The organism is Robertkochia flava (assembly GCF_020166515.1).
Classification (GTDB): Bacteria; Bacteroidota; Bacteroidia; order Flavobacteriales; family Flavobacteriaceae; genus Robertkochia; species Robertkochia flava.
The window spans coordinates 64568-81027 of sequence record NZ_JAINZT010000009.1 but is presented as its reverse complement, the minus strand read 5'-3'; the positions used below and the strand labels follow the sequence as shown (position 1 = coordinate 81027).

The following is a 16460-nucleotide window of genomic DNA, read 5'->3' as shown; positions in this document are numbered from 1 at the left end:
TTCAAATTCCTCTTCATGTCCAAACTCAAACTCAAACTCAAACTGGTACCTGCATTAGGGAGATTGCCACGTCGCTTCGTTCCCTGCCTTTGGCAGGTATACTCGCAAAGACGTGAGTATTCAAATTCATCTTCATGTTCAAACTCAAACTCAAACTCGTTCCTGTAATGGGGAGATCGCCACGTCGCATCCCTGGATGCTCCTCGCAAAGACGTGAGTATTCAAATTCATCTTCATGTTCAAACTCAAACTCAAACTCAAACTCAAACTCGTTCCTGTAACGGGGAGATCGCCACGTCGCATCCCTGGATGCTCCTCGCGAAGACGAATGCGTCATATTACGCATCCCGTACCTCCGTACCCTTGTACCTTATCACCTCACCACCCCATAAAAAAACCGCCCCGGTTTCCCGAAGCGGTTGGAGAATTCAATAAGGATAGGGAGAATTAATTCCCATCCTCGTCATCATCATAGTAGTGATTGTCGTCATCGTATTTTTCGAATTCACCGCAGACCTCCGCATGGGCGATCAGGTAAATATCTCCATCCAGCCCTCCAACAGTATAGCTGTCTGAGGAGGCATAATCCAGTTTTTCATTTTTATAAGGGTATTGTCCCGGAGCAACAGTGGGTGTGCCCATCTTTTCAGGATACATGTCAGTACCTGCATAGAAATGTGTTTCTGTGAGATAGAAACCATTCATCATTTCATATTCCACTTCCAAAGTGCCTTCGAGGTAGCTGTAGTTGAGGTATCCCACCAGGGTTCCTTTCCCGGTGTTACACTGGGCTGCACCTGCCCATAGTTCCATGGTGCCCGAATCACCCTCAGAGAGCATATTGGTCCATCCCCATCGGGAGAAATTGTCGGGTTCGGTATTATTAAAACATAAGGCGTCGGCTCCTTTGGCAAAAAGGGTTTCGCAGGAAACGTCTTCCAGTTCCCTTTCACAGTGGAAGCGGATATCATCGATGGCCCCCGAATTATTCAGTTCCAGGACCATTTTTACCACTCCCGGGGTATTTTCCAGGTCTACGGTTTGAACCCCGTTGTCATTCATAGGCATGATCTCTTTTTCAAAGATCAAGGCATCGTCTTTGTCGTAAAGTTTTACAAATGTGCCATCCGCTTTACTTTCCCCGTCGAGATCGATCATCAGAAAAGAAGTCATGTTAACCTCTCCATTTCCATAGCCACTAAAATCGAATTCGAAGTAGGATCCCGCAACGTAACTGTCATCGGGATCTTCACTGTCAAAGTCCTCCGTGATGATAAGAACGTTATTCTGAGCGGTATCATTTGTAGGTTCAAATCCGTTCTCGCTGTCTTCCGATTCCCCGGGCCCCCCGTATTGAATGTTCGGAGTGCCCAGATCGATATCGCCCCCCGTAGGAGCATTGGAATCAAAGATCATGGCAGCGTTTACTCCGGGGTTCGCCTCCGGGTTTTCGGCATAGATCCTTACCTCTCCGCCACAGCCATCCGGCATGGTGGATGAAATAATATCGCCTGCCATGTAACCCTCTGAAGGTTCGTCAAAAGTAATTACAACGGCCTCTTTTACCGTTAGCATGGAATTGGTTTCCAGTAGTTTTTGATCTTCCATCAGGTCGTTCTGGCAGGAAAACAGGGCCAGTACCAGAATTACTCCGATGAGGTGAACTTGTTTCATTTTTTTTCGTTATGTTGATTATTAGTGTCACTAATCTAGCTAAATGCCTGGTAATAAAATACTTATATTCGTTGTGCGCCTTTTTATATCGATAACAATATTTTGTAGGAATTCATGACCTGTTTCTTGAATCAGACCCATGACTTACGGGTGAGCCGAGGGTATATAGGTTCGGTAAATGGTGGTGAATAATAGCAAAGCCTGCCCGTAGTTGTTGTGTTTCATATTGTAACAATGTTAGACAAATGAAGACTGATCTTCTGAAGTATATGCAAACCAATCAAAATATTATGAAGCAACTTATTACACTCATTTTTGTACTTGGTTCTTACCTGGGTGGCATCGCTCAGGAAGAGGTGAACTGGAAAAGCGACCTGGAATTTCTTAAGACAACCATAGATACAGAATACCCTTTTCTCTATAAAAAGATCAGCAGGGAAGATTTCAACAAGCGTTATAATGAGTTATACGCTCAGGTGGAGTCCATGGAAGATTATGAGGCGGTTTGCGGAATAATGGAGCTGGTGTCTTCCTTCGAATACGGACACACATCGGTAGGCTTAAGGGGAACTGATTTTGAACTCAGGCAGCTTCCGGTTAACCTTATGGAATTCAAGGATGGAATTTTTATAGAAGGAATTTCGGAGGAATATAAGGAGGATGCAGGTGCGAGGGTCCTGAAGATTGCTGGTGAGGATGTCATGGATGTGTACAGACAGGTCTATCCTTATTTTCCTGCAGAAAACTCCCAGTTCTTTAAGGCATATGGAATGAATTTCCTGGTGTATACCGAGCTACTTGCAAAGGAAGGTCTGATCCCTGACCCCGAAGCTGGAGTAACCCTTACGCTGGAAAAGAACGGGAAGTCGTATGAGCGCACTTTGAAGCCCATGGAAAAAGGGAAGCGCCCACCAACAGATTACGGATACACGAAAAATGAAGCGGGTTGGATAAGTGCCCGCGATCAGGGTTTTACACCTAATTACCTCAAACATCTCGACAGGATCTATTATTCTGAATTTCTCAATGACAATAATGCCATGTACGTGCGCCAGAGCCAGATCCAGGACGATTCCCTGGTGCCCATCCCGGAATTCTACGATAAGGTGTTTGAAGAGATCAGGGAGAAGCATATAGATAAACTGGTTATTGATGTGCGCCTGAATGGGGGAGGGAATAATTATAAGAATAAGGCGGTGATCAAGGACATTATTGCACACCCTGAGATTGATCGGGTAGGACATCTTTTCGTGATCCTGGGTGATCGTACCTTTTCAGCCTGCCAGAACCTGGTGAATGAACTCGATAATTATACCAACGCCATCTTTATTGGTGAACCTACTGGGGAAAATATCAACTTCTACGGGGATAATAATAAGGTGGTGCTTCCGGAAAGCGAAATTCCGGTGTACCTAAGTTTTGCCTGGTGGCAGGATAAACCCCAATGGGAGAACCAGCAGTGGCTGCCACCCCATATAGCTGTGCAGCTAAGCTTTGAAGATTACCTGGAAAACCGGGACCCCGTGCTGGATGCAGCTCTAAATTTCAGGGATGATGATTTTATTCTTGACCCTATGGACCACCTTACAGCCCTGTTTATGAAGGGGGATGTTGAAACCCTTAAATCGGAAGCCTTCAGGCTTTCAAGGGACGACAGATACGTATTCTTTGATTTTGAAAATCGATTCGCTGAGGTGGCAGAGCGGTTATTGTCTTCAGGGCAGGTCAATGAAGCCATGTTCGTGGGGCAGCTCAATACGGAGCTCTATCCGGAGGCTGCCGTCTCCTGGGCAGGTCTGGCTAAGGCACTGAAGCAATCCGGAAGGGAACAGGAAGCGAGGGAGGCGGCAGAAAAGGCTATGCAGCTTTGCGGAGACTCCTGCGGGATCCGGCAGGAATTAGCGTCTTTACTGAGTTCACTGGAGGAATAAGGCCCAGGTTGATTTTGTTAAGATGTTATTAAAACACTTTTATTTAATTGACATATCAATTAAATTTGAATAACAAATCAATCATCATCAAAAAATGAACACACTAATCAAAATCCTGACGGCGTTCTTGTTATCGATTTTTATCAGTACTCATGCCCAGGAGAAGCCTGTAGATTCAACCCTGACAAATCAACAAATCGAGGCGGCAGTAGATTCGCTTTCCAGGGCGCTTAAACAGGTTTATGTATTTCCGGACATGGCCATTAAAATGGCAGATCACATTAGTGCTCAACAGAAAAAAGGGGTGTATGCCGGTCTTGGAAATGGAAGGAAGGTTGCCGAGCAGCTCACTGCCGACCTGCAGTCCGTGAGTAAGGATAAGCACCTGAATGTACGTTTTAATCCGGAACGCATCGCTCAATACATGTCTGTAGCTTCACCAGAGGACAGCGTGGCCCGAAGGGAACGATGGGTAGGTGAAATGAGATCCCAAAACTTCGGGTTTCATAAGATAAGTGTGCTGGAAGGCAATATAGGGTATCTCGATCTCAGGGCATTTATGAACCCTGAATTTGCAGGGGAAACCGCTGCAGCGGCCATGAACTTTCTGGCTAATGCCGATGCTCTTATAATTGATCTTCGGAGAAATGGAGGAGGCTCCCCGGGCATGATACAGTTGCTAACCAGTTATTTGTACGACAGCGATCCTGTGCATCTCAATAATTTTTACTGGCGTCCCACCGACACCCGAACCCAGACCTGGACCCTCCCTTATGTTCCCGGTAAGCGGCGTCCTGATATCCCGGTTTATGTGCTCACCAGTAGTGATACTTTTTCTGCAGCCGAGGAGTTTACCTATAACCTGAAGAACCTGGAACGGGCTACGGTCATAGGAGAAACCACCGGAGGAGGAGCCCATCCCGGAGGCCCCTATCCCCTGGATGAAAACCTGGTTGTCTTCATTCCTTCCGGCAGGGCCATTAACCCGGTGACCCAATCGAACTGGGAAGGCACAGGGGTAAAACCGCATATAGAAGTACCATCTGACGAGGCGTTGAAGGTGGCCGTTACAAAGGCCGTTGAAAACCTGATGACGGGATCAGACAATGATGGGGAAAGGCGATATTATGAACAACTGCTACTGGATCTTAAATCCGGAAAATTAGATATCAAAGGATAATCAGCAACTATTCCAACCAATGAAAAGCTCCCCGTGTTTTTAGCAGGGAGCTTTTCTTTTTTCCGGAGGTCTCAATACCCCTGACTTTTTGTGCTTAAGGCTTCAGGAGATTCAGAACCGACGCTACTTCTTCCGGATATGGTGCATTATAAGAGACGATCTTTCCGTTTTTTGCTATTAGATAATGTGGGTAGCCTGCGGTGAATCCTGGATGGAGTTCCCGTGTTATTTCATCCCAGTAGCCCTGAGCCTTTTCTTTAACAAAATAGTAATGCCAACCCTTGAGTTCGTATTTCTCTATTGCATTTCGCCACCGTTGCTTAGAATCCGGATGACTGGTTTCGCGCGCCAGGTAAATATATTCCACCGATACTCCCTGTTTCGTTATTTCTTTCTTCAATTGCGGAAGATACTCCTTGAATTGTTTAACACAAGGAGAACAACTGCTGTACCATAGATCTATATACAGGGTCTTGTCTTTAAATTGAGGTTGTTTGATCAATGCATCGATAGATTGAACTTCCTGTGTGATGATGTGGTAATTTTCATTTTTTGCAAGGCGGTCTTCAACCGGAATGTTGAGGTATATAAATCCTGATATAAGCAGGACAGCAACAGCGGCCAGGGTTACCTTAACGGCTTTCATATGGGGACGCAGATAACCGTAGAACAGTCCAAGTGTATACAAGACCGGAAGCATTGCAGATTCCTTGTGAGGAAATGACTCCAGCAGATAACGCCATTTAAAACTGGCATCAGGAGAAAAGCTCATCCAATACCATACGTTCAGGAGTAGCGCGACACCATAGCAAACCAGGAAAGGAAGCAGGTTTTGCAGGAAGAAGTTACTTCCCTTTCTTTGGGAGAGTAGGCAAATTCCCTTTTGGGTATTTAATGCAAAGAACAGCATTCCTGACAGTACCGTAAATGCAGAGGCACAGAAAGCCGGGAAGCTGGAAGTATTGGGGTAAATAATAAGTAGTGTGACTCCCAAAAGAAGGAACACTATCTTTTCTGTACGTTTCATGAATTTAATTTTTGATTGATGATTGATTGCATTTATAGGTATTTATTGTAAGCTTTTCGTTACAATTTAAAGAATGAAAACAGGAATATGCAGATTTTCTTGCAATTACGATTAACCGGAATGTCTGGAACGTTACGCATGTTTATCCAATCCGGATGACCGATAATAGATCGTTTCACCGCATTGTAAACCTTCATGATTTTGGACCTGAAGACAAGGGCAGGGGTACTGCACTGGCCATATGGGCTGAGGTAACAATATGACATCCCTTCATTCAATTGAAAATTTGTTTTGTGCGAGTTATTTAAGTAACGGGATGGGTTTGCATTTTTGATCTTTCCGGATAAGGGGAATTTAAGGCTGCCGTATCCAGGGAGGTCCGTATGCCCTGGTTCAGACTGCCAAAATATAGAAGAAAAGGTTGTATCTAACTGTTATTCAGGTAAAAAGAAATTTAAACCTCGTTTTTTACAAGATAAATCCTATGCATGCATAGTATATTTGCACTGTTGAAATTTTGAAAAAGAGCAAAGAGTCAGGAGCAAAGAACAAAGACGAAAGTTTTTTAAAGGATGCTTCTCTCGATTGCATAAAGATATCACTTATCCTACTTGAGGTAAGAAACCGGTTCCTGCCCCCCTTTGGAACCGGGGATACGATCTCATAATTTGAAGTTGATTTTGATTATTTAAGTTTATTGGTTGGTTAGTGAAAAAGGTCGCTCATTTGGGTGGCCTTTTTTTATTGGGCAGGATGAAGGATCAAAGTCAAAAAAAACAAAGATGTAAGATCAACTCCTCTGGTGAAATTTTAGTTGTAACCGGATCTTTGATGTACTACGGGTGTTTCTGGTACAAATGGGATTTCTGTGTTATCTATCATCATCCATCCTTAATCGTCTGTTTCTCAGCTATTACCGTATGCACCAAAAAAATATAAATCATATACAGATGATTTGTAAAGGACACATAATCAGCAATTTAATCTTTGTTTTTTACAAGTATTAAACTGTGCATGCATAGTATATTTGCACTGTTGAAATTTTGAAAAAGAGCAAAGAGTCAGGAGCAAAGAACAAAGACGAAAGTTTTTTAAAGGATGCTTCTCTCGATTGCATAAAGATATCACTTATCCTACTTGAGGTAAGAAACCGGTTCCTGCCCCCCTTTGGAACCGGGGATACGATCTCATAATTTGAAGTTGATTTTGATTATTTAAGTTTATTGGTTGGTTAGTGAAAAGGTCGCTCATTCGGGTGGCCTTTTTTTATGGTACAGAATGAAGTTAGAAAAAGCAACGACAAAATGTAGCTGCTTTGGGAAGAGGTAAAGATTTTAAACCGTTAGGACTAAACGGTCTTCGGATCATTTGCCAAATCATTTGAACGGATGGTGACTGAGAAACGACTGCAGATGCATGATGGGCCAGAAATGAGGGATGGGGCTGATAATCACTATTCGATCCAGAGGTGTTTTGGTGAAACTGGCAGAGGTTCGATACGTTTAAGGTTCCCTTCAAAATCTCCATAGATAACTCCACCGGAGTATCCTTCATTATTAAGTTGATTGTAACCAACTACTACGGTTTGTGATAGGGGGTCATAGGTGTAACTTGTGAAGTTAATCCCGGCCATAAGCTCTTCTTCGGCTTTTCGAAGAAGATCGTACATGAATCCATTTTCTCCTCTTGACAGACTCAGGTCTGATAATTCCAATATTGCCGGTCCATCACTCAGCGCACCTGGTGAGGGGTAAGGAATACTATTTTTGATCAGCGCCTGGTCCGGGGTGAGAAGTTTGACTTCCGTAAACCCTGGTGCAAGAACCCTTTCTGCGCCGGAGGTGTAGGATGCAGCATTTGAAACCGTGAACGCGTCTGTGGAAATGGTTTTGTGCACTCCGTTATCGAGGTAGAGGTGAATCATTTCTTTTGTAATGATACCCCGGAATGGTCTTTCAATTTCAATGCTGTTCGTGATAGCAGCATTTTGCAGGTCGATCTGTGTGAGTCTCCTGCTGGTATCGCTATCAGGATAATAGAAGTAGAACTTTTCGTCTATGGATTGAAAATGGTAGTCGTTTACCACCCCGGAGGCCTGGCCCATAAAAATTCGTTCGCAGGATTCGTCCCCTCTCATGATATTAAGGTAAAAATGATAGGAACCATCAATGGTTTCGTGAGTGATATGGATTGTGTTTTCCAGGGATGCCAAAGGATAAAAGTCAGAACTGGCAATTGGAGCACTGCTGCAGATCTGGTCATACCAGTTCACCTTACCTGAGTCGCAGAAATATTCTGAAAACCGGTAATTATCCGGGAATGCTGAGTTCCGGTAAAAAAAAGTCAGTTTGTCGTCATTCCTCCTCAGATGCAGGTAATCTGCTCCAATATCAAAATTTGTATTAAGGGGTTCAGTAACCTCTGCCTGGCCATTCGCGCTTAGCGTGTAATGATAAACTTCCTTTTCTGAATTCGGTATATTTTGATCTGACGTATACGCAATAGCCGATACAACGGGAAGCCTCGTAGAATTTCCATCAAGGTTTTCCCCCTCACTTTTTGAACAACCGGTAAATAAGAGAAGCAGGTAAAAAGGGTATAAAAATTTCATTTTGTAGATTTATTACTACAATTTTAATAAAAATTATATAAAACGAGTGTTTAGGCTTTTCTTCAGGCCATGGTATCATCCTAGTGGGCTGAAATCATTTTCAAGTGGTCGTTATTTCCTGTCATTTCCCATTGTCCCAGGCTTATCGGGATGTTTCCTATGGTGTTCAGGGTATCGAAGAAGGTTTTAAGTTCAAAGGGTTCATTCTCGCTTTCCTTTAACTTGGCATATTCCTTCAGCGCCTCCTCTACGAGGTATTTCCCGGTGATGTAGCTGGTGCCGTACCCGGGTTGCCTCAGGTACAGGTGCTGTTCAAAGATCAGCAGCTCTTTTTCAGTTTTCATCCAGCCTCGGGGGGTATATTCCGAATGGATGGTTCCGGCCTCTTCCATGGTCATTTCATTGGCATGGGCATAAAGGGACCCCAGTCCCCTGGCAGCCCGCTGGGCGATCATGATATAAACAATTTCCCGCGATCTGGGATTCTCATTGTACAATCCGGCCTGCATAAACATTTCCTCCACTGCTGTAGCCATTCCTTCATTACGGGAATCAAAAATATTGTACAAGAGCGCATTCGTTCGAATAGGATTCGGGTTCGGGTCCTGGTCCATTCGGGCCAGTTCGAACCAATGGTAAAAATGAGAGTAGAGGGGTTTGGGGTCGAGGTGGGCGGTGATCCAGAAGAAGTTCCTGGTTTCTTCCGGCACAAAGGCTCCCAAATGGGCATTGAGGGCGGGCTCAAAATAGTCTTTAACCGTTACGATGTCGTTTTCCTCTAAAAATCGCAGCAACTCCTTTGCCGATCTTTCGGCGAGGGCGTCATAGGCTTCCGGATTCGCTGCGGGTTCTAATGGCGGCAGATCCCTGTTTCGGTGTTCCTCCAGCTTAAGGGCCGCCCATGCCCGGGCCAGTTCCCTTTTCAAAAGCATAACCTCGTCGTCCCAGGTAAGGGGTACCAGGTGCACATTTTGCTGGTACCAGGTATATTGCTCTTTTCCGATCCCGGAAGGACCGGTTTTCATTGAGGCCTCCTTCTGCAGCCAGCGCACCAGGTCTTCGGTGGCTGTTTTAGCCTCATCAATGGATTCAAGGAGCTGCGGGTCTTCGGAAACTCCCGGCATATCTTTCAGGCTTTCAAGGTCGGATGCCTGGGTTTGGATATCTCTTATTCCGGCTATCCATAAGTCTCTGGCATTACCGGTAAGATTTATTTTTGCCTGGCGGTTTAATGGCGGAATGATTTTCAGGTCGGAGATAAAACTTTTCCTTTGATCTTCACTCAGGGGGAAGGTGTATTGCCATACCTCGGTAACTGCGTGGTGGGTTGGTCCTTCATGGGCGGGGACATCACTTCTGTCCATCCAGATGGTTTTGTAGAAGGCCGGGTCCCTTTGCCATGGTTTCAATATCCGGTGGTTGAACGAATACCCATTCATTTCTGCCCAAACGATATACCAGTCGACCTGCTGTGCGGTCGTCCACGTCTCCTTGTCAAACGACTCCAATTCGGATTTCAGACTGAGAAATTCGGGCCATCGCTTTTCAAAGGTCTCCCTGCGATAATCAGGGGCGCCATCAAATAGGGGTGGCATTTCAAAGACCCGCCAATTCCGGAATAGCTCGACCAGCTGAGGGTGGCTGTCTGAACCAATAGTTTTGTTTTGAGCATGAATCACCTGGAGAAGTGAAAAGAAGAGGAATCCCGTATAAACAATGGATGCAATTTTATTCTTCATGGAGGGTGAATTTAGTCTTTAGCTTGCAACCGGTATCCTTGCAAAACAATTTCAGGAGTCATGGTTGAACGAAAAATTTTACTTTCTATCAAAGAAACGAATTTTTAAATACATTGCATCTTAAAGTACAAAACCCAGGAATTATGCGTCTTACCCTCCTTCTTCTTATCGGCTTTACCATTGGTGTCAAAGCTCAGGCCCTTGATTTTGGAAAACTTGAAAACCTGAAGATCCGAAATGTAGGACCTGCCAATATGAGCGGAAGGATCACAGCTATAGATGTAGACCTCTCCAACCCTAAGATGATTTTTGTGGGCGCTGCCTCCGGAGGGGTTTGGAGATCGGTAAACGGCGGGTCGGCCTGGAGTCCTGTCTTTGATGACCAGCCTACACAGAATATTGGGGCCATCGCGATCGATCAAAACAATCCGGAAATTATCTGGGTAGGTACCGGAGAAGGGAATCCCCGGAATTCCATGAACCTGGGCATGGGGATCTTTAAAAGCGAGGATGGCGGGAAGACCTGGCAGCATATGGGACTGGAAGGCACCAGGTCTATCCACAGGATCATCGTACACCCCGATAGCAGTAATATCATTTATGTTGGGGCCATGGGCGACCCTTTTACCCCCGGGGAGCATCGCGGACTTTACCGGTCTGCAGACGGAGGGGAGCATTGGGAAAAGATCCTTTACAGCAATACCACCTCCGGGATCGGAGATATGGTCATGGATCGGCAGAATCCGGATAAGATCATAGCGGCTCTTTATGAGCACCGTCGCACACCTTATTCTTTTACTTCAGGGGGTCCCGGTTCGGGTTTATACCTTACTCTTGATGGGGGAGATACCTGGAAAAGAATTGGCCCCGAAAATGGGTTGCCCGAAGGTGACCTCGGTAGGATCGGGGTGGCTATAGCTCCCAGCGATCCCCAACGGGTGTATGCGAAGATCGAGGCGGTAAAAAATGCCCTGTACCGAAGTAACGATGGAGGACTTTCCTGGGAATTGGTGAATGATGATCCGAAGTTTACCAATAACAGACCGTTCTACTTTCAGGACCTGGCTGTGGATTCAAAAGATCCGGACAGGCTCTATAATATTTACCAGCCATTGTCGGTGAGCTACGACGGAGGGGTAAGCTTTGATCCTGCTCCAATGATCCCTGCCGATGAAACCAAAGGTATCCATGCCGATTTTCACGCTTTTTGGGTAAACCCGGAGGATCCGCAGCATTTTATGATCGGGGGTGATGGGGGATTAGGGATCACCTATGACCATGGCAAGAGCTGGTATTTCCCGGAAACTATACCCGTAGCCCAGTTTTATCACGTAAATGCCGATCATGATACGCCGTTTAATGTGTACGGGGGAATGCAGGACAATGGGAACTGGTCGGGGCCTGCATATACCTGGAAAAGGGGAGGTATCCGAACGCTCTACTGGCAGTACCTGGTGGGTGGCGATGGATTTTACATCGCTCCCGATGAGGATAACTCCCGGTTTGGATATGGAACTTCGCAAAACGGGGATCTTTACCGGTACGACAAGCTAACGGGCTATTACGTGAGCATCGCCCCTCAGCCTCCTTCTCCGGATACTCCCTTGCGGTTTAACTGGAATGCGGCTTTTGCAAAGGATCCATGGAACGAGAGCGGGGCCTATTACGGATCTCAATATGTACATAAGACTTCCGACAAGGGAGCCAGCTGGGAGATCATTTCTCCCGACCTGAGCACCAACAACCCTGCCCACCAGAAAGGCGACTATGGTGGACTCACCCTCGACGTTTCCGGGGCAGAGAATTACAATAGTATCCTGACCATATCCCCAAGTGCTATAGAAGCGCAGGTGATCTGGGCAGGAACCGACGACGGACAGGTACACCTGACCCGTGATGGAGGCCGATCCTGGAAAAACCTTACCGCCAATATCGATGGCCTGCCACAAGGAGCCTGGATCACCCGGATCTACGCCTCCCGATATGAGAAGGGTGCAGCCTGGATGGTGGTTAACAATTACAGGAAAGGCGATTATGCTCCTTATTTATTTAAGACCACCGATTTTGGGAAGCAATGGCAACGAATGGCCGACGAACAGGATGTGCGGGGGTATGCGCTTTCCTTTATCCAGGACCCGGTGGAAAAGGGACTTGTTTTCCTGGGAACGGAGCACGGCCTTTGGGTGAGTATCAATGAAGGGGAAGACTGGACTGCTGTTCCAAACGGTTTTCCATCAGTAGCCACCACCGATCTGGTGATACAGGAAAGAGAATCGGCATTGATCATTGGAACCTTTGGAAGGGCCATCTGGGTCCTGGATGATCTGCTGAGCCTGCGGGAGATTGCCGCGGGGCGTACGAACAAACCGATCACGGCTCTCCCCATGAACCCTGTGGTACAGGTCAAAGGCCTTTTTATAGCGCCTCCGGGGAATATCTGGACCGGCTTCCACACCACATTTGAGGGGGAGAACAGGAGTTTTCAGAAAGCAGAGATCCCCTTTTATATCAACCGGTTATCTCAAACCGATAGCGTGGTTAGCGCGGTGGTTTACAATGCCCAAGGTGCGATCGTAAATGAGGTGGAGCAAACTCAACTCAAGGAAGGACTTAATTACATCACCTGGAAGCTGGATGAAAGGGCTACCGTATTACCCGGAACCTGGATCACGGAAGAATCCAGGGGCATCCCGGTGGTACCCGGAAATTATAAGGTGGAGCTTCGGTATGGGGAGTACCGCGATAACGTTGAGGTAAAGGTAGTGGCTGATCCCCGATTTGAACTTCCTGCAGCGGTTGATGAGGCCCTGTATCAGTATCAAAAGGCCGTAGACACCCAGGTGTCCAGGTTGTCTGCACTCATGCAACAAATGTCAAAGCAGCGGGAAGCTTTAGGTAAGATGGAGGCCCATTATAAAAAATCTGGAACTCCGGGTATTCCGGAAGAGGTCAGGGATTTGAGCAAGGCATTGGAGGCGCTGGAACAGACCTTAAAACCCGGTCCCGGAGACCGTCAGGTGGGGGCATGGCAAACCAATAAGGTCTCGGCCTACAGCAGTACCGTTGCGGCTCAAAAAGCCGCCATAGCAAGAACTACCCTTCCTTCTGAACAGGATTGGAAACGACTGGATATGGCCGAAAATCTCACCACCATTTTCGAGGAGAAATACCATAGTTTTAATAAGGACCTCTGGGAGCCCTTTAAAACACGATACCAGGAGGTTAACAGGGAATGGTTCGAATAATGATTAGTCTACCCGCGCTTCCGCTTCGATCTCTACCAGGTATCCATCCCCAACCAGTTTGCCCTCTACAAGGGTGTTGGCGGGGTTGATGCCGTGGAAACGCTTTCCGTGCGCCCTGGCGACTTCTTCCCAATGCCGGAGGTCGTGTACGAAGATCCGGGTACGTACCACATCTGCCAGGGTTCCTCCGAGCGATTCGATGGCTCCTTCGATCTTATCGATAATAAAATGCGCCTGGGCTTCAGGGTCGTGGCCACCGATTCGCAGGTCGCCATGGGTGGCCGTGGTTCCGGCAACGTAAATAGTATCTTTTTTTCTTACTGCCCTGGAGTATCCCGCAAACCATTCCCAGGGAGTGCCACTAAACACCTGACGTCTGTCGTGCCCAGTGGTAATGCTGTTAAAAGCATGGGGGATGTCTTCCAGGTGATGGCTCAGATCTCCGGAGGCGGTTAAATAAGGCGGTTTCCGGTATTCATCTCCGCAATCGCCCGGCAGGGGTTTTAGATCGTCCTGAGCGCTTCTGATGCGATCCAGGTCTTCCTGGTCAAGGGTGATGTCGAGCATGGCCTTATGGTCGTCGATGTGGGCATTCTCCCCCAACCGGGCTCCAATGATCACGGCGGCCACATGGGGATTTTCGAGCATATACCGGCTGGCAATATTAGCGATGCTTGTTTTGTGTTTTTCGGCAACCTCGTTCAGGGCCCTTAAGATCTCCTGAAAGACGTCCCATCCACCCACAGTATCTATAAACCGTTTGTATTTCATCTGGGACCAGGTAGATAGGGTAGTTGGGTCGGGTTCCGGTTTCCCCAGCCATTTATCAGAAAGAAACCCACCGGCAAGCGTACCATATGCAAGCAATTTTACGCCGTACTGGGAACAAACCTCTGCCATATCTTTCCTGGCCCTGCAATCGATCACAGAGTGGGAAACCTGGTTGCTCACAATTGGAATGCCGCTTGCCAGGGCGATCCTCAGGTGGGCTGCATCAAAATTGGTAACCCCAATATTTTTGATAAGTCCCTCTTCCTTTAATTCTTTCAGGTAAAACAAGGCGTCCAGCCAGCTCGGGTCGGGGTAGTACCAGGCGTGGAATTGCATCAGGTCGATCGTACTTTGTTTCATGCGGTCCAGGGCGGTTTGAACAGCCTGCCTTACATCCTGCCTGTTAATTTTTCCGGGCCTGGGTACCCACTTGGTAAACAAACGGATCGTCTCAGGATCGTCTGCAAGGTTTTTAAAGGTGCCGGCAATGATCTCGCTCGACCCGTAATGATCGGCCATATCAAAGGCGGTAAACCCTGCATCGGCATAGGCCTGCATATAAGTTGCAGTGACCCCGGGGTCGAGGATGTCCCCGTGTCGTTCCATATCGGCGATCTGCCAGAGGCCGATGACTACCCTGGGGATTTCGAGATTTTCGGAAAGTTGTGAATGCGTTTTCATATTTATTGGTTTGGGAGTGTTTTAAAAATGTTTTTAGCCTGCTCCGGGCCGTGACTGAGTTGTCGCCAATGGTAGTAAAATACCAGGCTTCCAAGGGCCATGACCAGGAGCCAAACGTAGGTCGAATGAAAATACCAGGCTTCCAGCTCTTTGGAAAGGTCCTTGTAAACATGGGTGATTAAAAATATCGAGATCAGGATGATGCCTGATACCCCGGTGATCAGTTGGAGTCTTCTGCTTCGAAACACGCTGATCCTTTGGGCAAGGTTGACGTTGACCCTGGGGATGCTTAATACCGTAACAGACATTAACAGGAAATTGACCAGCATAGCAATCACCATAATATCGATCCCCAGGAAAAAGTCGCCTGCAAAATGTGATCCGAGAACCCCGATGCTTGCAATAATTCCTGCGATGATCAGAGCTATATACGGGGTGTGATTCTTCGGGTGTACCCGGGTGATGGCCTGAGGGAAAATCCCATCTCTGGCCCATGCGAACATAAGTCGGGAAACCGAGAGCAGCATAGCCGGCAGATCGTTGATCAACGCGATGGCTGCACCAGCCAGGATGGCGATATCCCATCCGGATGGCAGGATCAGGCTCAGCATTCCCGGAGCGGTAATATCCGCAGACTGTGCCTGAAGGGCAATATAACTCCAGGGTACCATATGGTAGACGGAAGCGGTAAACAAAAAGTAAAAAACACCCACCCCAAGGATGGCCAAAAGGATGGCCAGTGGAAGGTTGCGTGTGGGGTTTTTAGCCTCACTCCCCGTTTGTGCGATAGCATCGAACCCTATAAAACTGGAAAAGAGGACCGCCGCTGCCGATAAAAATGTGATCCAGTTAAAAGGCATGTCGCTCACAGGGGTAAACGGTGTGGTGGACGTGGTCTCCAGGGCAGCCAGATAGTCATTGGTGTCGTAGATCAACCCGGAGGCAATGACGATACCACCAAGAGCGAAGATCAGGACTACCATGGGCAGCAATAAACGGGAGTAGGTTTGTATTCCCTTAAAATTGATCCAAACGAAAAACCAGATCATGGCCAGGCTGAGTCCGACCCTGACCCAGGGGATGCTCAGAACATTTGCAAGCCATTCCATATGGGCCACAAGGGCGATATCGCGAACAAAAGGTACGGTCAGATAAGCTATGACCCCGATCACGATCGAGAGGCCGAACCATTGCGAAAAACTGGCCACAAACCCCAGGTATGGATGGAGGCCGCGACTCGCATAGAGGTAACTTCCCCCGGCATGCGGCATGGCAGAGGATAGGATGGCAAAGGCAAATCCGGCCATCAACGCAGGCAGGGCAGCGAATACGAAAGCCCATAATACATAGGAGCCGATCTCCGGAACGCTGCGGTGGATCATAAAGGGGACGATATTGATGGATGCCCCAACCATGGAAGACACTCCGGTGGCGGTAACCACGAGAAGCCCCATCTGCCTGGTTAGTGTAGCTTTAGCAGGTTTTTTCATGGACCCGTAAATTACAAATCATTCCTGTAAGTAAGTATTTTATTACGTGTTAAATTGTTTGCTAAGTTGTATAGTCACGAGCCGGGAACACCTACCTTATTGGTTTTTTGC

At 47.1% G+C, this 16460-nt stretch carries 9 protein-coding genes; 3 read left to right on the top strand and 6 right to left on the bottom strand.

All coding sequences use genetic code 11. The annotated features are described in order from the left end of the window. Window positions 1-447: 447 nt before the first annotated feature. A complete protein-coding gene (locus K7R11_RS14460; RefSeq protein WP_224491552.1) occupies window positions 448-1674 on the bottom strand; it encodes a hypothetical protein in 1227 nt (408 codons plus the stop codon). A 290-nt stretch (window positions 1675-1964) separates the two neighbouring features. Between K7R11_RS14460 and K7R11_RS14455 the strand changes: the two genes are divergently transcribed. Together K7R11_RS14455 and K7R11_RS14450 are read left to right on the top strand one after the other, a co-directional pair. Next, window positions 1965-3605, top strand: a complete 1641-nt coding sequence (locus K7R11_RS14455; RefSeq protein ID WP_224491551.1) for a S41 family peptidase — start codon at window positions 1965-1967, stop codon at window positions 3603-3605. A 94-nt stretch (window positions 3606-3699) separates the two neighbouring features. Next, window positions 3700-4785, top strand: coding sequence for a S41 family peptidase (locus K7R11_RS14450; protein WP_224491550.1), 1086 nt, complete (start codon window positions 3700-3702; stop codon window positions 4783-4785). 94 nt (window positions 4786-4879) lie between these two features. Here K7R11_RS14450 and K7R11_RS14445 read toward each other — a convergent pair whose 3' ends face one another. The 3 genes from K7R11_RS14445 to K7R11_RS14435 form a co-directional block, all read right to left on the bottom strand. Then, a complete protein-coding gene (locus K7R11_RS14445; RefSeq protein WP_224491549.1) occupies window positions 4880-5812 on the bottom strand; it encodes a TlpA family protein disulfide reductase in 933 nt (310 codons plus the stop codon). Window positions 5813-7265: 1453 nt separating this feature from the next. Next, window positions 7266-8423 carry a hypothetical protein gene (locus K7R11_RS14440; RefSeq protein ID WP_224491548.1) on the bottom strand — a complete coding sequence of 386 codons (1158 nt, stop codon included), beginning with the start codon at window positions 8421-8423 and terminating at the stop codon, window positions 7266-7268. Between the two features lie 80 nt (window positions 8424-8503). Further along, on the bottom strand, window positions 8504-10162 hold the full coding sequence (locus tag K7R11_RS14435) for a hypothetical protein (protein WP_224491547.1): 1659 nt from the start codon (window positions 10160-10162) through the stop codon (window positions 8504-8506). A gap of 143 nt (window positions 10163-10305) precedes the next feature. Here K7R11_RS14435 and K7R11_RS14430 point away from each other — a divergent pair, with 143 nt between their 5' ends. Continuing rightward, window positions 10306-13407, top strand: coding sequence for a VPS10 domain-containing protein (locus K7R11_RS14430; protein ID WP_224491546.1), 3102 nt, complete (start codon window positions 10306-10308; stop codon window positions 13405-13407). A gap of 3 nt (window positions 13408-13410) precedes the next feature. Here K7R11_RS14430 and K7R11_RS14425 read toward each other — a convergent pair whose 3' ends face one another. Then, window positions 13411-14859 (bottom strand): aldo/keto reductase, encoded by a 1449-nt coding sequence (locus tag K7R11_RS14425; protein WP_224491545.1) that lies wholly within the window; start codon window positions 14857-14859, stop codon window positions 13411-13413. Between the two features lie 2 nt (window positions 14860-14861). Beyond that, window positions 14862-16349 (bottom strand): APC family permease, encoded by a 1488-nt coding sequence (locus K7R11_RS14420; RefSeq protein ID WP_224491544.1) that lies wholly within the window; start codon window positions 16347-16349, stop codon window positions 14862-14864. Window positions 16350-16460 lie beyond the last annotated feature (111 nt).